We start from the raw sequence: 18,155 nt of genomic DNA, 5'->3' as shown, positions 1-18,155 counted from the left end.
CTGTCAGGGCGCTGACAGACGCGGCCGCGGCGATGCGCGATGATCGCCGCATTGCACCGCAACATCAGGAGTCCCACCATGCCCAGCACCAGAGAAGTCTTCGTCCTCGGCGCCGCCCGAACGGCCATCGGCAGCTTCGGCGGCACCTTGAAGGACATCCCGCCGATCGACCTGGCGACGGCGACGATCAAGGCGGCGATCGAGCGCGCCGGCATCACGCCGGACCGCATCGGCCATGTCGCGATGGGCAACGTGATCCCGACCGAGACGCGCGACGCCTACCTCGGCCGCGTCGCCGCGGTCAATGCGGGCGTGCCGAAGGAGACACCGGCCTTCAACGTCAACCGGCTCTGTGGCTCGGGCCTGCAGGCGATCATCTCGGCGGCCCAGGCGGTGATGCTCGGGGATTGCGAGTTCGCGCTCGGCGCCGGTGCCGAATCGATGTCGCGCGGGCCCTACCTGGTGCCGGCGGCGCGCTGGGGCCAGCGCATGGGCGATGCGCAGCTGCTCGACTACATGATCGGCATCCTGCACGACCCCTTCCACAAGATCCACATGGGCATCACCGCGGAGAACGTGGCCGAGCAGTTCGGCATCACGCGGCAGCAGATGGACGAGCTGGCGGTCGAGAGCCACCGCCGCGCCGCCGCGGCGATCGCCGCCGGCCGCTTCACCGAGCAGATCGTGCCGATCGAGATTCCGAGCCGCAAGGGCGCGATCCAGTTCATCACCGACGAGCACGTGAAGGCCGACACCACGCTCGAGACGCTGGCGAAGATGAAGCCGGCGTTCAAGAAGGACGGCGGCACGGTGACCGCCGGCAATGCCTCGGGCCTGAACGACGGCGCCGCGGCGGTGGTGCTGGCCAGCGGCGATGTCGTCGCGGCACAGGATCTGAAGCCGATGGCCCGGCTGATCGGCTACGCGCACGCCGGCGTCGAGCCGACGATCATGGGCATCGGCCCGGTGCCGGCAACTCGGGAGGTGCTCAAGCGCACCGGCCTGAAGGTCAGCGACCTCGACGTGATCGAGGCCAACGAAGCCTTCGCGGCGCAGGCCTGCGCCGTCAGCAAGGGGCTCGATCTCGACCCGGCGAAGGTCAACCCGAACGGCTCGGGCATCTCGCTCGGCCACCCGGTCGGCGCCACCGGCGCGATCATCACGACCAAGGCGCTGTACGAGCTGCAGCGCATCGGCGGCCGCTACGCGCTGGTGACGATGTGCATCGGCGGCGGGCAAGGCATCGCGGCGATCTTCGAGCGCTGCTGATCGGAGCACGATGACGATGCAGATGCGCCCGCTCGGCCGCTCCGGGCTGCACACCGCCCCGCTGGCTTTCGGCGGCAACGTCTTCGGCTGGACCGCCGACGAAGCGACCTCGTTCTGGCTGCTCGATGCCTTCGTCGACGCGGGCTTCAACCTGATCGACACGGCCGACGTCTATTCGCGCTGGGCGCCAGGGCACACCGGCGGTGAATCGGAAGCCGTGATCGGCCGATGGCTGAAGCAGTCCGGCAAGCGTGACAAGGTGCTGATCGCCACCAAGGTCGGCAAGGACATGGGCGACGGCAAGATCGGGCTGTCGCGCAAGTACATCCGGCAGGCGGTCGACGATTCGCTGCGCCGGCTGCAGACCGAGCGCATCGACCTGTACCAGTCGCACGACGACGATACCGCGACGCCGCTGGAGGAAACGCTGACCGCCTATGCCGAGCTGATCGCCGAGGGCAAGGTGCGCGCGATCGGTGCCTCGAACTACACGGCCGCACGCCTGGCCGAGGCGCTGGCGCTCAGCGAGCACCACGGCCTGCCGCGCTACGAGACGCTGCAGCCGCTGTACAACCTGTGCGACCGCGCGGCATTCGAAGCCGAGTTGCGGCCGCTGTGCGTGCAGCACGAGATCGGCGTGATCAACTTCTTCGGGCTGGCGCGCGGCTTCCTGACCGGCAAATACCGCAGTGAAACGGACCTCGCGAAGAGCCCGCGCGGCGCCGGTGTCAAGGCGGCCTACTTCAACGAACGCGGCTGGCGCATCCTGGCCGCGCTGGATCAAGCAGCCGAGCGGCTCGACGCGACGCCGGCGCAAGTGGCGCTGGCCTGGCAACTGGCGCAGCCCGGCATCACCGCGCCAATCGCCAGCGCCACCTCGCTGGCGCAGTGGGCCGAGCTGGCACCGGCCGCAACGCTGCAGCTGGACGCCGCGGCGCTGCACGGCCTGACCGAAGCCAGTAACACCTGAACGACGCGGCCTGAAGAACGAGGAAGTCAGCCCTTGTTCTTCAGCCCCAGCACCTCGATCGGCTCGATCGACGGCGGGCTGGCGAAGAGCGCCGGCGCCTGGGCCATCAGCGCCTGCGCGATCGGGCCGCTCAGGTGTGCCTGCCGGCCGGCTTCGTCGTGGAACGCGTCGAAGACGCCGAAGGTCGTCGGCGACAGGCGCAGCGCGAACCAGATCGGCGTCGTCGGCTCGTCGTTGGCCATCGCCAGGCCGGCCTGCAGGAATTGCGCGACCTCGGCTTCCTTGCCGGGCTTGGCTTCGAGGCGGGCGAACAGTGCGAGCTTGATCATGAAGGTCTCCTGGAACGGGTCTCGTCGGGGATTCGACGGGAGTGGACTGTAGGCAGGCACCGGGTTCGCCACCATTGCCGCGAATGACAACTTTGATATCGTTCGCGCCATGAAGCTGCTGGTGCTGGCGCTCGACGGTGTGTTCGATACCGGCCTGGCCGCGGTGCTCGACACGCTGGGCACCGCGAACGAGCTGGCCGCGCTCCAGCAGCTCGACGTGCCGCCGTTCGACGTGCAGGTGATCGGCCTGCGGCGGCGCGTGCACACCGCGCTCGGTTTCGGCGTGCCGGTGCAGCCGCTGCGCGGTGACGAGCAGCCCGACTGGATCGTCGTGCCGGCGATCGGCACCAAGATGCCCGAGGCCTTGTGCGCCGCGCTCGACCGGCGCGACGTGCAGCAGGCCGCGGCGTGGTTGCGCGACGGGCATGCCGGCGGCGCACGCATCGCGTCGGCCTGCATCGGCAGCTTCGTGCTCGCCGAGTCCGGCCTGCTCGCGGGCCAGGACGCGACGACCTCGTGGTGGCTCGGGCCCCTCTTTCGCCAGCGTTACCCCGAGGTGCGGCTCGACGAATCGCGCATGCTGGTGCCCTCGGGCAGCTTCGTCACCAGCGGCGCCGCGCTCGGCCACATGGACCTGGCGCTCTGGCTGGTGCGCCAGGCCAGCCCCGAGCTCGCCGCGGTCACCGCGAAGTACCTGATCGTCGACCACCGCGCGTCGCAGGCGCCTTACGTGATCCCCGATCACCTGGCGCATGCCGATCCGCTGGTCGGCCGCTTCGAGCGTTGGGCGCGCGCGCGGCTGCACGAAGGCTTCTCGCTCGACGACGCCGCGGCCGCGCTGGCCACCAGCAAGCGCACGCTGCAGCGGCGCATCGAGGCGGTGCTCGGCAAGTCGCCGCTGTCCTACGTGCAGGACCTGCGCGTCGAGCGTGCGCTGCACCTGCTGCGCACGACGCGCGACGACATCGAGCGCATCGCCACCCAGGTCGGTTATGCCGACGGCGTGACGCTGCGCGCGCTGCTGCGGCGCAAGCTCGGCCGCGGCGTGCGCGAGCTGCGCTCGGTGCCGGTGCAAGAATCGGCCAGTCCCTCACCTGCCGCCCGACGACGATGAACGCACCGCTGCCCCTGCCCGCGCTCGATTCGATCCGCGCCCACGAGGACGAGATGATCGCCATCCGGCGCCAGATCCACGCCCGCCCCGAGCTGGCCTACGAAGAGCACGCCACCTCGGCGCTGGTCGCCGAGCGGCTCGAACGCTGGGGCTTCGAGGTGCACCGCGGCCTCGGCGGCACCGGTGTCGTCGGCACGCTGAAGGCCGGCACGTCGACCAGGCGCCTCGGGCTGCGCGCCGACATGGATGCGCTGCCGATCCAGGAGACCAGCGGCAAGCCGTGGGCGAGCCAGGTGCTCGGCAAGATGCACGCCTGCGGCCACGACGGGCACACGGCGATGCTGCTGGCGGCCGCCCGCCACCTGGCCGCGACGCGCCATTTCGACGGCATCCTGCACCTCGTCTTCCAGCCCGCCGAAGAAGGTTTGGGCGGCGCCCGCAAGATGATCGAGGACGGCTTCTTCGAGCTGTTCCCGTGCGACGCGATGTTCGGCCTGCACAACATGCCGGGCCATCCGGTCGGCCAGCTCGGCTTCCGGGCCGGCCCGATGATGGCCAGCTCCGACAGCGTGATCGTCACCGTGCGCGGCAAGGGCGGCCACGGCGCGAAGCCGCATCGCACCGTCGATCCGGTGGTCGCCGCATCGAGCATCGTGATGGCGCTGCAGACGGTGGTCTCGCGCAACGTGCCGCCGCTGGAGATGGGCATCGTCACCGTCGGCGCGTTTCTCGCCGGCAATGCGCCGAACGTGATCCCCGAGACCGCGACGCTGCGCATCACCGTGCGTGCCTACCGCCCCGAGGTGCGCGACCTGCTCGAAGAGCGCATCACCGCGGTCATCTCCACGCAGGCCGCGGTCTACGGCGCCACAGCCGAGATCGACTACCAGCGCCGCTATCCGATGGTCATCAACCACGCCGAACAGACCGCGTTCGCGCGCCAGGTCGCGCTCGACTGGGTCGGCGAAGCGGGCTTGATCCAGGACCTGCAACCGCTGACCGGCAGCGAAGACTTCGCGTTCTTCCTCGAGCGGGTGCCTGGCTGCTATTTCCTGCTCGGCAACGGCGAAGGCGACGCCGGCGGCTGCGACGTGCACAACCCGGCCTACGACTTCAACGACCGGGCGCTGGGCACCGGGGCGAGCTACTGGGTGCGGCTGGCGGAGAGATACCTCTCGAAGGTCTGAAAGTGAATGCACTGACTCAGCGGCGCACGAGCTGAGTCTCGCAGAGAGAGGCACCTTGAGTCGAGCATTGTTCGAATGAGAGCCGAACCGAAATACGATCAACGGCACCAAGTGAGACATCTTGGGTCAACCTCCCTGCGCCGAAGCGAGCTTGAGGGCCCCGAGATGGAGTTCGGGGTCGTAGGGTTTGCGGTCCATCCATGCGCGCCAGATGACGCGGAGCCAGGCACGCGCGAGGATGCGAATGGCATGCGGGTGGTCGCAGCCGCGAGCACGAGCGGCGGTGTAGAGGCTGCGCGCCCAAGCGTTGGCATGGCGCGAGTTGTCAGCAAGGCAGGTGATGGCTTGCCGCAGACGGTGATTGCAGGCCCAGCGGAACGCCACGCTCTTGGACTTGCCGGACTGGTAGGTCACGGGCACTGCGCCGGCCTCGGCGGCGAGCCGGTCGAGGGTGGGAAATCGTTCGCGCACGTCGCCCAACTCGGCCAGGATCTGCGCGGCACAGACGTGGCCAGCTCGCGGGAAGGACATGATGATCTGGCCGTCGGGCAGCGATTCGATGAAGCGTTCGATGCGCCGAGTCAGCTCGGTGATCTGGTTGACCAACGGGGTGAGCACCGCAACCAGCGAACGCACGACCTGAGCCAGGGCGTCCTGGGTCTGCACAGGAGTGCGCCCCGGGGCCGCCGAGTGCAGCCGAGTCAACAGCTCAGCCGGGCTGCGACGACCGCTGTAATGCGTGACGCAGCAGAAGCGAGCCATGCGAGCTTCGGTCAGCCGTGCCGCTGCTGCCGGCGAGGGGAAGCGCTTGAGGAATGCCAAGCCGATGGGCGAGGTGATGTCGGCGAAGACGCAAGCCGCACCTGGCCAGAAGGACTGCAGCGTTGCGAGCAGCTGATTGCCCAGCGCTACACGGGCACCGATCAGATCGTCGCGAGCACGTACCAGCGCGCGCAAAGCCCGGATGGCATCGGACTGCGGCGACAAGGCGGACCAGCGGTGGCCGTCGGTGCGCAGCAGGTCGGCCAGCAGGTACGCATCGGACGCATCGCTCTTGGCACCGTGGCTGCGATAGCGCGGCCGGCTGGCCTTGACGGCGTTGGGGCGGATCGGGAAGACCTGGTGACCGGCCTCGACCAGCGCATCGACGATCAAGCCCGAAGGCCGCTCGATCGCGATACGAAGCCTCGAGCCGAAGCGCGACAAGCGTCGCACCAGCTCGGTCAACCCCTCGCGGTCGTGCGCGATCTCGAAGCGATCGAGCACCTTGCCTGCAGTGTCGATGACGCACACCGCATGGACGTAGACGGCCCAGTCCAGACCGACGAACACGCCCGCACAAGCATCGCTACTCATGGACAGAGTCCTGGTCGTTGCGGTATGACTGTCCGTGTCGGAAGGCGCGGCGGGGAGCTCATAAACAGGCGCTCCAGCTTGCTCGGCCTGGCGCTACATCTTGGGGCCCGTCGTGGCCTTCCGACCCACCGCGGGCTGCAGGTCTCACTTGGGCCTTCGAAAGGCAAGCGCCACGGGCAGTCACCGCAGGGGCACGGAAGTCGGTTGAAACCTTCGGTCGTTCTCCAGCAATTCGTCAAGACGCCTCGCGCCGGCAGCCGCATCGAACACGGGTTGTCCACCGCGGCGGTCGGCCGGTACGTCGCAAGCGCCGTCCGACCGCCGCCGTGGACAACCCTGCGCGGCGGCATGCGGGCTGTCGTCAACCGAGAGGTTGCCTTATGAGGCCCTATGGCAGTGTGCACAGTGCGTCATCGCCTTGCCTTGCTGCTCATTGGGTGCGTTCGGCAGCGGGCCTGAAGAGCCCGGTCACTCTTCGTCGTTCAGCGCCGCGTAGTCCGCCGGACTGAGCCGCAGCTTGGGCACGTCGGCAAGAACGCGCCTCGTGCCGTCCATGAACTCTAGCCGCACCTGCGTCACACGATGGCTCTGGACCAAGTCAGTGGACCACATGTACTCGTTTCGGTAGGACGCGGTCGCTTCCGGCTCGATGGGGCCGATGCCCCGTAGGGTGACCACCGTGCTGCCGCGCAAACGGTCCCGTACCGCGTCGTTCACTGCATTGAACCCCGTCACGCTGAAGGTGATGTACTTGATGGCCTTCTTGCCCGAGTTGTAAACCGACACCGAAAATCCGGTACCTTCTGTGTGTTCGCTAGCATCGAAAATTCGCGTCTTGAGAATGGCAACACCGCGCTTGCCCGTGGCGTCCAATGCTTTGAGTGCCTCGCGCTGCGCGAGTTTGTGCAGCGAGTTTGAAGTTTGACGCCAAGCATCCAAGCTGGAGTCGGTGGCTGCGTCGTCGCGTCCTGACAGCTTCAGCGTGGCCTGCGGCGTGATGCGCACATGCTCCGGCGATACGAAGTACTCTTTCCCGCGATGCAGCACTCGAAGATGCGAGGCAGCATACGACGTCCCGTACTTGGACCTGCAGTCCATCTTCTTCACGACGACAAGCATCGCCCCCGGCGGGAGCTTGGAAACCATCTCGAGTCCGCAAAACTCCGACACTCGTCCGCCCGCGTCGACGCCTTCAACCAGAAAGCCGAAAACCGGGTCGAGGGGCTTCACGGTCGGAGCGGGAGCGGAAGCAGATGCGTCAGAAGCAAGGGCCACCCCAGCGGTCTGGCCGTGAACGTTGATGGTGACGGCAAGAAGTGAGCAGGCAAGAACGAAAGGCTTTATCACGTGAGGAGTACCTTGGACGATAGAACACTGACAGCGAACTCACCGAAGTCGCTGTCCTCTGGAGCGCTTAGCTCCATCTGTGATGGAGGATCTTCCTTTCGCACTGGCTCAAAATCCTGAGCCTCCCGAGGAAAGGCTGAGCGCACACGGCAGAAACTCGGGAATCTCTCGCAAGCGTCGATCAGTATCTCGGCCGCGCAGTAGAGTACGCCGACTTCATTGAAACGCAATGCGGTCATTGAGGACCGCTCCGCTCTAACTCTCCACCTTCACGTTCCCCGCCTTGACCACCCGCGCCCACTTCGCCGTCTCGCTGGCAATGAACTCGCGGAACTTCTCGCGCGTGCCGCCGCCGTCCTCGGCGCCGTAGGTGTCGAGCTTCTCCTGCACGTCGGGCATCGCCAGCACGGTGTTGACGTCGGCATTGACCTTGTCGGCGATCGCCGCCGGCAGCTTGCCGGGCCCCGCCAGGCCGTACCAGGTCGTCGCCTCGAAGCCCTCGTAGCCGAGCTCCTGCATCGTCGGCACCGTCGGGTGGCCCTTGGCGCGCTTGGTGCGCGTCTGCGCGATGGCGATCACCTTGCCGCTCTTCACGTGCGGCGTCGCCGCGGTCATGGTCTCGAAGCAGTACTGGATCTGGCCGCCCATCAGGTCGGTCAGCAGCGGGCCGCTGCCTTTGTACGGTACGTGCAGCGCATCGACCTTGGCCTGCTGCTTGAAGAGCTCCAGCGCCAGGTGCTGCGCCGAGCCGAGGCCCGCCGAACCGAAGCTGACCCCGCCCGGGTTGGCCTTGCACAGCGCGACGATCTCCGGCAGCGTCTTCGGCTGGTTCGGGTTGGCGATCAGCAGGTTCGGCGTCACGCCGACCAGCACGATCGGCGTGAAGTCGCGCTCGATGTTGTAGCGCAGCTTCGGCTGCAGGCTGGCGGCCAGCGCGTGGCTGTTGATGTGCGCCATCATCAGCGTCGATCCGTCGCTCGGCTGTTGCGCGGTGTACTCGGCGGCCAGCACGCCGGCAACGCCCGCCTTGGTCTCGACGAGCACCTGCTGCTTCCACAGCTCGGACAGCTTGGCCGACAGCACGCGCGCCAGCGCGTCGGTGCCGCCGCCCGGCGGAAAGCCGACGACGATACGCACCGGCCCGTTCGGCCAGGCCTGCGCCAACAGCCGCGGGGTCGACAGCGATGCCGCGGCGACACCGGCGGCCTGGATCAGGGTTCGACGTTGCATGGCTTGTCTCCTAACAAGTGAACGCCTCAGGCCGCGGGCAGCGGCTGCTTCGCGAAGTGCTCCATCGCCGCCTGCACGCCGCTGCCCTGCAGCGGCACGCCGGCCAGCTGCAGGCCCATCTCGCAGCCGGCGACGGTGGCGATCAGCGTCAGGTCGTTGCTGTCGCCGAGGTGGCCGATGCGGAACATGCGGCCCTTCAGCTTGCCCAGGCCCGTGCCCAGCGACAGGTCGAAGCGCTCGTGGATGGACTTGCGCAGCGCATCGGCATCGAGGCCTTGCGGCGTGATCACGCCCGTCAGCACCGGCGAGTGCAACGCCGGGTCAGCGCACTGGATCGGCAGCCCCCAGGCCCGCACCGCGGCGCGCACGCCCGCGGCCCAGCGCTGGTGGCGTTGGAACACGCGGTCCAGCCCCTCGCCGAGCAGCATGTCGAGCGACTCCGACAGGCCGTACAGCAGGTTGGTGTTCGGCGTGTACGGCCAGTAGCCGCTCTTGTTCATCTCGACGATCTCGTCCCAGGCCCAGTACGAACGCGGCAGGCGCGCCGTCTTCGAGACCTCGAGCGCCCGCGGCGACAGCGCGTTGAAGCCGATGCCCGGCGGCAGCATCAGGCCTTTCTGCGAGCCGGCGATCGTCACGTCGACGCCCCACTCGTCGTGCCGGTAGTCGGCCGAGGCGAGGCCGGAGATCGTGTCGACCATCAGCAGCGCCGGATGGTGCGCGGCATCCATCGCGCGGCGCACCGCGGCGATGTCACTGGTGACGCCGGTCGAGGTCTCGTTGTGCACGACGCAGACGGCCTTGATGCGGCGACCTGCGTCGGCGCGCAGGCGGTCTTCGATCAGCTGTGGCTCGACGCCGTGGCGCCAGGCTAGGGCCAAGCCGGTCTCGGCGTCGATGCCTGGCAGCGCCAAGAAGTCCGGCTCCAGCCCGAGCCTGCCCGCCATCTTCTGCCACAGCGTCGCGAACTGGCCGGTCTCGACCATCAGCACGCTGTCGCCCGGGCTCATCGTGTTGGCGAGCGCCGCCTCCCACGCGCCGGTGCCCGAGGACGGGTAGATCACCACCGGATGCCGCGTCTTGAACACCTGCCCGATGCCGGCCAGCACCTTCAGGCCGAGCGCGCCGAACTCCGGCCCGCGGTGATCGATCGTCGGCAGGCTCATCGCCCGCAGGATGCGGTCCGGCACCGGGCTCGGCCCCGGGATCTGCAGGAAATGGCGGCCGCTGGGATGGTGATCGAGCTGCAGCATCGGTGCTCCTTTGGTCGTCAAGTTTTGCATGCAAAATCAGCGCGACCGCGCTGGTTTACCCTGAAAACACCCGATTGCCGCCGCCTCTAATTTGCATGCAAACTCGCACACCATGGCCGACATCATCGACCTCACCCGCCTCGGCCTGACCACTCAGGTCGCCGCGCGCCTGCGCACGATGCTGATCGAGGGTCGCATCGCACCCGGCGCCAAGCTCAACGAGCGCGAGCTGTCGGAGGCGCTGCATGTCTCGCGCACGCCGCTGCGCGAGGCGATCAAGATGCTGGCGATCGAAGGCCTGGTCGACCTGCTGCCGAACCGCGGCGCGGTTGCCGTCAAGCTGTCCGAGACCGACGTGATGCACAGCTTCGAGCTGCTCGGCATGCTCGAAGGCTTCGCCGGCGAGCTCGCCGCGCAGCGCATCACCGAGCCCGAGTTGGCCGAGCTGCGCGCCAAGCATTACGAGATGCTGGCCTGCTTCGCGCGGCGCGACCTCTCGGGCTACTACCGGCTCAACGCGCAGATCCACGCCGGCATCAACGACGCGGCGAAGAACCCGGTGTTCGGCAACACCTACCGCGCGGTCAATGCGCGCGTGCAGTCGCTGCGCTTTCGCACCAACCAGGACGAGACCGACTGGAAACGCGCTGTCGGCGAGCACGAGCAGATGATCGAGGCGCTGGCCGCCCGCGACGGCGCCGCGCTGCGGCAGATCCTGCAGCTGCACCTCGCGCACAAGCGCGACACGGTGCTCGCGCTGATGCGCGCCGGCGCGGTCTACGCCGACACGCGCCGCTGAAGGCCCGCGCATGCAGATCGATGCCGCGACCCGATTGAAGCGCGACCCGACCGCGCTGCCGCCGAACGAAATCTGCGCCGCCCTGGCCCGCCGCCTGCGCGCCGAGACGCGCGGCGAGGTGCTGTTCGATGCCGCGTCACGTGGCCGTTATGCCACCGATGCGTCGATCTACCAGATCATGCCGGCCGGCGTCTTCGTGCCGACCAGCGCCGACGAGGTGGCCACCGCGCTCGCCATCGCCCGCGAGCTGCAGGTGCCGGTGCTGCCGCGCGGCGGCGGCACCAGCCAGTGCGGCCAGACCACCGGCGCCGCGCTTGTGATCGACTGCAGCAAGCACCTGCGCCGCGTGCTGGCGGTGGATGTTGAGCAGCGCACCGCCACCGTCGAGCCCGGGCTGGTGCTCGATCACCTGAACGCGCAATTGAAGCCGCACGGCTTGTGGTTTCCGGTCGACGTCTCGACCAGCGCGCAGGCCACGCTCGGCGGCATGGCCGGCAACAACTCCTGCGGCTCGCGCTCGATCGCCTACGGCAACATGGTGCACAACGTGCTAGGCGCGAGCGCCTGGCTCGGCGACGGCAGCCTGCTCGACTTTGGCCCGGTCGCCGGGCTGCACGGCCGCGCGGCGCAGATCGCCGAGCACGTGCGCAGCCTGGCCCAGGAGCACCAGGCCGAGATCGCGGCCCGCTGGCCGAAGCTGCTGCGCCGCGTCGGCGGCTACAACCTCGACATCTTCAACAACCAAAGTGAGCGGCCCTACACCGGCGACGGCAGCGTCAACCTCGCGCACCTGCTGGTCGGCTCCGAAGGCACGCTGGCCTTCACGCGCAGCCTGACGCTGCAATTGGCGCCGCTGCCGAAAGCCAAGGTGCTGGGCGTCGTCAACTTTCCTAGCTTCCACGCGGCGATGGATGCCGCGCAGCACATCGTCGCGCTGGGGCCGACGGCGGTCGAGCTGGTCGACCGCACGATGATCGAGCTGAGCCTGGCCAACCCGGCCTTCCGCACGGTCATCGAGACGGCCCTGATCGGCCTGCCGGCGGCGATCCTGCTGGTCGAGTTCAACGGCGATACGAAGCCGCCGCTGCAGGCGAAGCTGAAGGATCTCGATGCGCTGATCGGCGATCTCGGACTGACCAACGCCGTCGTCGCCATGGCTGACGACGCACCGCAGAAGGCGCTGTGGGAAGTGCGCAAGGCGGGCCTGAACATCATGATGAGCCTGAAGGGCGACGGCAAGCCGGTCAGCTTCATCGAGGACTGCGCGGTGCCGCTGCAGCACCTGGCCGAGTACACCGATGCCTTGACGGAGGTCTTCGCGCGGCACGGCACACGCGGCACCTGGTACGCGCATGCCTCGGTCGGCACGCTGCACGTGCGGCCGATCCTCGACATGCGGCGTGACGGCGCGTTGAAGATGCGTGCGATCGCCGACGAAGCGGCCGCATTGGTCAGGAAGTTCAAGGGCGCCTACAGCGGCGAGCATGGCGACGGCCTGTGTCGCGGCGAGTGGATCGAGTGGCAGTTCGGCCCGGCACTGAACGAGGCCTTCCGCGCGATCAAGGCCGAGATGGACCCGGCCGGCCTCTTCAATCCCGGCAAGATGATCGACCCGCCGCGCATGGACGACGGCGCCCTGTTCCGCTTTGCGCCGCCCACAGCGCCCAAGCCGTACCGGCGCATCGAACTGAAGCCGGTGCTCGACTGGTCGAGCTGGAACGTGCAGGCCGACCCGGTGACCGAGCAGACGAGCGCGCCCGGCAGCGGCGGCGACTCGACCGGCGGCCTCGCCAAGGCGGTCGAGATGTGCAACAACAACGGCCACTGCCGCAAGTTCGACGCCGGCACGATGTGCCCCAGCTACCGCGTCACGCGCGACGAGCAGCACCTGACGCGCGGCCGCGCGAACACGCTGCGGCTCGCGCTGTCGGGCCAGCTCGGGCCCCATGCGTTCACCAGCGACGCGGTCGCCGAGGCGATGGACCTGTGCGTCGGCTGCAAGGGCTGCAGGCGCGACTGCCCGACCGGCGTCGACATGGCGAAGATGAAGATCGAGTTCCTGGCGCACTACACGGCGCGCCACGGCCGCTCGGTCAAGGACCGGCTGATCGGCGCCTTGCCGGACATCGCGCCCTTCGCCAGCCGCGTGCCCTGGCTGGTAAACCTGCGCAACCGCGTGCCGCTGGCCCGCCGGCTCGGCGAGCGCTGGCTCGGTCTGGCGGCCGCGCGTTCGCTGCCGGCCTGGCGCCGCGACACCTTCTGGCGCGCGCGCCCCGCGGGCCTCGCGAAGCGGGACGAGGTGCTCGACGCCGCCGCGTCGGGCGGCAAGGCGGTGGTCCTGTTCGTCGACACCTTCAACGGCTATTTCGACAGCGAGAACGCGCGCGCCGCGGCGCACGTGCTGCAGGCCGCCGGCTACCTGGTGCACGCCGTGCACAAGGGCGACGGCGGCGCGCACTGCTGCGGCCGCACGCTGCTGGCATCGGGGCAGGTGGATGCGGCCAGGGTCAAGCTCGGCGCCCTGCTCGGCGCGCTGCTGCCCTTCGCGCGCGCCAACTTGGCCATCGTCGGCCTCGAGCCGTCGTGCCTGCTGACGCTGCGCGACGAGGCGCTGGTGCTGGGCTTCGGCGAATCAGCCGAACGGGTCGCCCGCGCCGCGCAGCTGTTCGAGGAGTTCGTCGCCGACGAAATCAAGGCCGGCCGCTTCGCGCTCGAGCTGAAACCGGCCGGCGCGCCGATCCTGCTGCACGGCCACTGCCACCAGAAGGCCTTCGGCGCGGTCGAGCCGATCCTCGAGGTGCTGCGGCTGATCCCCGGCGCGCAGCCCGAGCTGATCGACAGCAGTTGCTGCGGCATGGCCGGCAGTTTCGGCTACGAAGCGAAGCACCATGCGGTGTCGATGCAGATGGCCGAGGCCGCGCTGCTGCCGGCGATCCGCCGCCGGCCCGAGGCGATCGTCGTCGCCGACGGCACCAGCTGCCGCCACCAGATCGCCGACGGCGCGCAGCGCGAGGCGCTGCACGTCGCGCGGCTGCTCGAACGCCTGCTGGCCTAACGTTCCGACAGCGCGGCCATGGTGCGTGGCGCCGCCGGCGCCTGCACGAAGCCGACCACGTCCTCGAGCACCGGCGCGAGCCGGCGCAGCGGCCAGGCAAAGGCGGCGATCGCGGCGTCGTGGCTCACCCCGTCGTACTGCCGCAGCGCCACCGGCGCGCCGGCGTCGCGCAGCGCATGCGCCAGGCCGACGGAATTGCGCAGCGGGTTGACGCGCTGGTCACCGGTGCCGACCGCCAGCAGCGCCGGCACGCCGCTGCCGATGACGTGGCGGATCGGCTGCGAGTCGGCCGGCACGTTCGGGTGGTGGAACACCAGCTGCACCTCCGGCGTCTTGATCGGCAGAAAGTCATACGGCCCGGCGACGCCGATCCAGCCGGCGAGCTCGCCCGGGCGATGCCCGGCCGCGGCGAGCCAGCGCGGATCGAGCGCCAGCATCGCGGCGTTGTAGGCGCCGGCGCTGTGCCCCATCACGAAGATGCGCTTCGGATCGGCCTGCCAGCTCGCGGCTCGTTCGAGCGCGAAGCCGAGCGCGCGGGCGCAGTCGTGCAGGAAGTCGGGGTAGCGCACCTCGGGATGCAGCCGGTAGTCGGCCACCATCACCATCAACCCGCGTGCGGCCAGCGCCTCGCCGACGAAGCGGTAGTCGCCGCGTTCGCCGCGGTTCCAGGCGCCGCCATAGAAGAAGACGACCAGCGGCCAGCCGGCCGCCGGCTGCGCGCCGGCCGGGCGGTACAGGTCGTAGCGCTGGCGTTGCAGCGGGCCGTAGGCCTCGCCCACCGCGGCGCGCCGGCTGTCCACCGCCGCCAGCACGTTCAGTGCCTTCAGCGGCGACAGCAGCACCACGGCGCCGGTCGCGACGATCACGGCCAGCAGGCCGCCCAGCAGGTATTTGAGCTTCATCGTGCAGGCTACGCAGTGAGCGAAGGGATGGATGCGGCGGCGCCGATAATTCGCCGCACTGCATCTATTCCATCCGATCCGGAGTCTTTCGTCATGAGCATCAACACCATCGGCATCGTCGGCGCCGGTACCATGGGCAACGGCATCGCGCAAGCCTGCGCGGTCAAGGGCCTGAACGTGGTGATGGTCGACATCAACGAGGCCGCCGTGCAGCGCGGCCTCACGACCGTCGCCGGCAGCCTCGACCGGCTGATCAAGAAGGACAAGCTGAGCGCCGCCGACAAGGACGCCGCACTGGCACGCATCCAGGCCACGACGAGCTACGAGGACCTGAAGGCCGCGCAGCTGGTGATCGAGGCGGCGACCGAGAACGAGGCGCTGAAGCTGAAGATCCTGGGCCAGCTCGATGCGCTGCTGCCGGCCGACACGATCATCGCCACCAACACCAGCTCGATCTCGATCACCAAGCTCGCCGCATCGACCCAGCGCGCCGACCGTTTCATCGGCATGCACTTCTTCAACCCGGTGCCGATGATGGCGCTGGTCGAAATCATCCGCGGCCTGCAGACCAGCGACGCCACGCACGACGCCGTGAAGGCCATGGCCGAAGCGCTGGGCAAGACACCGATCAGCGTGAAGAACGCCCCCGGCTTCGTCGTCAACCGCATCCTGGTGCCGATGATCAACGAGGCCTTCTTCGTGCTGGCCGAGGGCCTGGCGACGGCCGAGGACATCGACGCCGGCATGAAGCTCGGCTGCAACCAGCCGATCGGCCCGCTGGCGCTGGCCGACATGATCGGCCTGGACGTCTGCCTCGCGGTGATGAACGTCTATGTCGAGGAATTCGCCGATTCGAAGTACCGCCCGGCCCCGCTGCTGAAAGAAATGGTCGCCGCCGGCTGGCTCGGCCGCAAGACCGGCCGCGGCGTCTACCGCTACTGACCCGGCGGGCGTTCCCGCAGCGCGCTGCGGATCGCACCGGTCAGGCCGGCGAGCGCTCGCTGCAGCGAGCGCTCGGCATCGGCCAATGCGTTGCCATCAGCGCCGCCGCGCTCGGCACGTTCGAGCGCCTCTTCGTAGGCCAGCGCCTGCTCGCTCAGGTTCACCGCGCCGATCGCGCCGCAGCTGCCACGCAGCGTGTGCACCAGCGCCCGCGCCTGCCGGTGCTCGCCGCTGGCCAGCAGCGCGGTGATGCGCGGCAGGCCGGCGTAGTAATCGTCGGCGAAGCGCTGCAGCACACGCATGAAGATCTCGTCGCGGCCGGGCAGGTACATCAAGGCGCGCGACATGACCAGGCCCGGAATCACCGCCAGCGGCCCGGTTTCGATCGGCGGCCGCGGCGGCGGCGGCGTCGGTTGAGGCCAGTCGCCGGGCGCCAGGTTCAGCCAGCGCTGCATCAGCCCATACAGCTGCTGCGGGTCGACCGGCTTGGCGATGTGGTCGTTCATGCCGGCGGCCAGGCAGGCCGCGCGGTCTTCGCCGAAGGCATTGGCCGTCATCGCCAGGATCGGCGTGCGCGCATGGGCCGGCAGCAGCCGGATGCGGCGCGTCGCCTCCAGGCCGTCGAGCCCCGGCATCTGCACGTCCATCAGCACCAGGTCGTAGGGCGAGCGGGTCGCGCAGGCCACCGCGGCCAGGCCATCGAGGCTGACGTCGACGACCGCGCCGACCACCTGCAGCAGCTCGACCGCCACCTCCTGGTTGATCAGGTTGTCCTCGGCGAGCAGCACGCGCACGCCGCTGAAGTCCGGTCGTTCCACCGGCGGAGGTTCGGGAGGGAAGCGCTGGTCCGGCATCGTGGCTCGTCAGGTGCCGGCGCATGCTACACGGGCGCCGGCGGCCCTGAACCGCACAATGCCACCGATGGATATCTCGCAAGCGATGCGTCCCCAACGCATCATCTGTCTGACGGAAGAGCCGACCGAAGTGCTGTACGCACTCGGCGAGCAGGACCGCATCGTCGGCATCTCCGGCTTCACCGTGCGCCCTGCTCGCGCGAGGCAGGAGAAGCCGCGGGTCAGCGCCTTCACCAGCGCGAAGATCGATCGCATCCTCGAGCTCGCGCCGGACCTGGCGATCGGCTTCTCGGACATGCAGGCCGACATCGCCGCGGCCTTGATCAAGGCCGGCGTCGAGGTGTGGATCTCGAACCATCGCTCGGTGGACGGCATCCTGGGCTACGTGCAGCGGCTCGGCGCGCTGGTCGGCGCGGCGGGCAAGGCCGATGCCTATGCGGCCGAGCTGGCCGCGCAGGTCGACGCGGCCCGGCGCGCCGCGGCGACGCTGCCGCGCCGGCCGCGCGTGTATTTCGAGGAGTGGGACGAACCGCGCATCAGCGCGATCCGCTGGGTCAGCGAGCTGGTCGGCATCGCCGGCGGCGACGACATCTTTCCGCAGCGCGCCGCCGCCAGCCTCGGCCGCGACCGCATCGTCGCCGATGCGCAGGAGGTGCTCGACGCGGCGCCGGACATCATCATCGGCTCGTGGTGCGGCAAGAAGTTCCGGCCCGAGCAGGTCGCCGCGCGACCGGGCTGGTCGGCGCTGCCGGCGGTGCGCGACGGCGAGCTGCACGAGGTCAAGTCGCCGCTCATCCTGCAGCCCGGGCCGGCGGCGCTGACCGACGGCCTGGCCGCGCTGCAGCGCATCATTCGCCGCTGGGCCGAGCGCCAGGGCTGACGGGCCGCGTGCGCCCGCCGACACCGAGGCGCCGGCGGATGCGCGACAGCGCGACGTTGGTGATGCCGAGGTAGCCGGCCACGTGCCGCAGCGGCACGCGCGCCGCGATGGCCGCGTACTCCGCGAGGTAGGCGCGGTAACGTGCCGGCGCATCGAGCAGCAGCAGCTCGGCCTCGCGCGCCGCCAGCCGCGCGAAGACGCGGGCCAGCCCGGCGGCCAGCAGCTGGCCGACCGCCGGCGAGCCGGCCGACCAGCGCAGCAGCTCGGCATACGACAGCTGCGCCGCGGTGACCGGCTCGAGCGCCTCGATGAAGTACGGGCTCGGCGCCGCGAGCGGCGGCACGCCGGCGCCGATCCAGGCGCCTTCGGCATGGAAGGACTTGTTGCGCTCCAGGCCGTCGGCCGCCAGGCAGTACAGGCGCACCAGGCCCGACTCGATGAACCACAGCTCGCGCGCCGGTTCGCCCGCCGCCAGCAGCATCGCGCCGGCCGGCCATTGCCGGCGCGGCAGGCCGGGCCAGGCCTGCGCCAGCAACGGATCGGCCGCCAGCGCCTGCGCGAGGCCGGGCCCGCAGGGCGAACAGGCAGCGTCCAACGACATGCGAATGAACCTCGGTTAATGCGGCGGCGGCGGCGTCTGCGGATCATGCCAGCACGATGCAACCCGA

General features: G+C 69.4%; 16 protein-coding genes. 8 read left to right on the top strand and 8 right to left on the bottom strand.

Annotated elements, in window-relative coordinates:
* Positions 1–78: 78 nt before the first annotated feature.
* Both HLB44_RS25785 and HLB44_RS25780 read left to right on the top strand, forming a co-directional pair.
* Complete coding sequence (locus HLB44_RS25785) at positions 79–1,269, top strand: acetyl-CoA C-acyltransferase family protein (RefSeq protein ID WP_173129429.1); 1,191 nt, start codon at positions 79–81, stop codon at positions 1,267–1,269.
* Between the two features lie 16 nt (positions 1,270–1,285).
* Positions 1,286–2,239 (top strand): aldo/keto reductase, encoded by a 954-nt coding sequence (locus HLB44_RS25780; protein WP_173129982.1) that lies wholly within the window; start codon positions 1,286–1,288, stop codon positions 2,237–2,239.
* 26 nt (positions 2,240–2,265) lie between these two features.
* Here the strand turns inward: HLB44_RS25780 and HLB44_RS25775 are convergent, their stop codons facing one another.
* On the bottom strand, positions 2,266–2,568 hold the full coding sequence (locus HLB44_RS25775; RefSeq protein WP_173129426.1) for a putative quinol monooxygenase: 303 nt from the start codon (positions 2,566–2,568) through the stop codon (positions 2,266–2,268).
* A gap of 109 nt (positions 2,569–2,677) precedes the next feature.
* On the opposite strand from HLB44_RS25775, the gene HLB44_RS25770 reads away from it, so the two are divergent.
* Together HLB44_RS25770 and HLB44_RS25765 are read left to right on the top strand one after the other, a co-directional pair.
* Positions 2,678–3,682 carry a GlxA family transcriptional regulator gene (locus HLB44_RS25770; protein ID WP_173129423.1) on the top strand — a complete coding sequence of 335 codons (1,005 nt, stop codon included), beginning with the start codon at positions 2,678–2,680 and terminating at the stop codon, positions 3,680–3,682.
* A complete protein-coding gene (locus HLB44_RS25765; protein WP_173129420.1) occupies positions 3,679–4,869 on the top strand; it encodes a M20 aminoacylase family protein in 1,191 nt (396 codons plus the stop codon). Before HLB44_RS25770 ends, HLB44_RS25765 begins: the two co-directional genes overlap by 4 nt.
* Positions 4,870–4,995: 126 nt before the next feature.
* Here HLB44_RS25765 and HLB44_RS25760 read toward each other — a convergent pair whose 3' ends face one another.
* The 4 genes from HLB44_RS25760 to HLB44_RS25745 form a co-directional block, all read right to left on the bottom strand.
* On the bottom strand, positions 4,996–6,225 hold the full coding sequence (locus tag HLB44_RS25760; RefSeq protein WP_173129417.1) for an IS110 family RNA-guided transposase: 1,230 nt from the start codon (positions 6,223–6,225) through the stop codon (positions 4,996–4,998).
* Positions 6,226–6,693: 468 nt separating this feature from the next.
* Complete coding sequence (locus HLB44_RS25755; protein ID WP_173129415.1) at positions 6,694–7,455, bottom strand: hypothetical protein; 762 nt, start codon at positions 7,453–7,455, stop codon at positions 6,694–6,696.
* Between the two features lie 372 nt (positions 7,456–7,827).
* A complete protein-coding gene (locus HLB44_RS25750) occupies positions 7,828–8,802 on the bottom strand; it encodes a Bug family tripartite tricarboxylate transporter substrate binding protein (RefSeq protein WP_173129412.1) in 975 nt (324 codons plus the stop codon).
* Between the two features lie 26 nt (positions 8,803–8,828).
* Positions 8,829–10,055: a pyridoxal-phosphate-dependent aminotransferase family protein gene (locus HLB44_RS25745; RefSeq protein ID WP_173129409.1), complete on the bottom strand. Its 1,227-nt coding sequence runs from the start codon at positions 10,053–10,055 to the stop codon at positions 8,829–8,831.
* A gap of 112 nt (positions 10,056–10,167) precedes the next feature.
* On the opposite strand from HLB44_RS25745, the gene HLB44_RS25740 reads away from it, so the two are divergent.
* Together HLB44_RS25740 and HLB44_RS25735 are read left to right on the top strand one after the other, a co-directional pair.
* Positions 10,168–10,854, top strand: coding sequence for a GntR family transcriptional regulator (locus HLB44_RS25740; RefSeq protein ID WP_173129406.1), 687 nt, complete (start codon positions 10,168–10,170; stop codon positions 10,852–10,854).
* A 10-nt stretch (positions 10,855–10,864) separates the two neighbouring features.
* Positions 10,865–13,909 (top strand): FAD-binding and (Fe-S)-binding domain-containing protein, encoded by a 3,045-nt coding sequence (locus HLB44_RS25735; protein ID WP_173129403.1) that lies wholly within the window; start codon positions 10,865–10,867, stop codon positions 13,907–13,909.
* On the opposite strand, the gene HLB44_RS25730 is transcribed toward HLB44_RS25735, so the two are convergent.
* The gene (locus HLB44_RS25730) at positions 13,906–14,811 is read right to left on the bottom strand and encodes an alpha/beta hydrolase (protein ID WP_173129400.1); all 906 of its coding nucleotides are present in this window, start codon (positions 14,809–14,811) and stop codon (positions 13,906–13,908) included. The two genes, HLB44_RS25735 and HLB44_RS25730, sit on opposite strands and share 4 nt — an antisense overlap.
* A gap of 93 nt (positions 14,812–14,904) precedes the next feature.
* Here HLB44_RS25730 and HLB44_RS25725 point away from each other — a divergent pair, with 93 nt between their 5' ends.
* Complete coding sequence (locus tag HLB44_RS25725) at positions 14,905–15,753, top strand: 3-hydroxybutyryl-CoA dehydrogenase (protein ID WP_173129397.1); 849 nt, start codon at positions 14,905–14,907, stop codon at positions 15,751–15,753.
* Here HLB44_RS25725 and HLB44_RS25720 read toward each other — a convergent pair.
* Positions 15,747–16,571: a response regulator gene (locus HLB44_RS25720; RefSeq protein ID WP_173129394.1), complete on the bottom strand. Its 825-nt coding sequence runs from the start codon at positions 16,569–16,571 to the stop codon at positions 15,747–15,749. The two genes, HLB44_RS25725 and HLB44_RS25720, sit on opposite strands and share 7 nt — an antisense overlap.
* Positions 16,572–16,674: 103 nt before the next feature.
* On the opposite strand from HLB44_RS25720, the gene HLB44_RS25715 reads away from it, so the two are divergent.
* Complete coding sequence (locus tag HLB44_RS25715) at positions 16,675–17,487, top strand: ABC transporter substrate-binding protein (protein ID WP_217283809.1); 813 nt, start codon at positions 16,675–16,677, stop codon at positions 17,485–17,487.
* Here the strand turns inward: HLB44_RS25715 and HLB44_RS25710 are convergent.
* Positions 17,456–18,088 (bottom strand): Crp/Fnr family transcriptional regulator, encoded by a 633-nt coding sequence (locus tag HLB44_RS25710; RefSeq protein ID WP_173129391.1) that lies wholly within the window; start codon positions 18,086–18,088, stop codon positions 17,456–17,458. The genes HLB44_RS25715 and HLB44_RS25710 overlap by 32 nt on opposite strands.
* Positions 18,089–18,155: the final 67 nt, after the last annotated feature.

It is taken from the genome of Pseudaquabacterium terrae (assembly GCF_013266755.1).
In the GTDB taxonomy this organism is placed as follows: Bacteria; Pseudomonadota; Gammaproteobacteria; order Burkholderiales; family Burkholderiaceae_C; genus Pseudaquabacterium; species Pseudaquabacterium terrae.
This window is presented reverse-complemented; position numbering and strand designations above follow the sequence as displayed.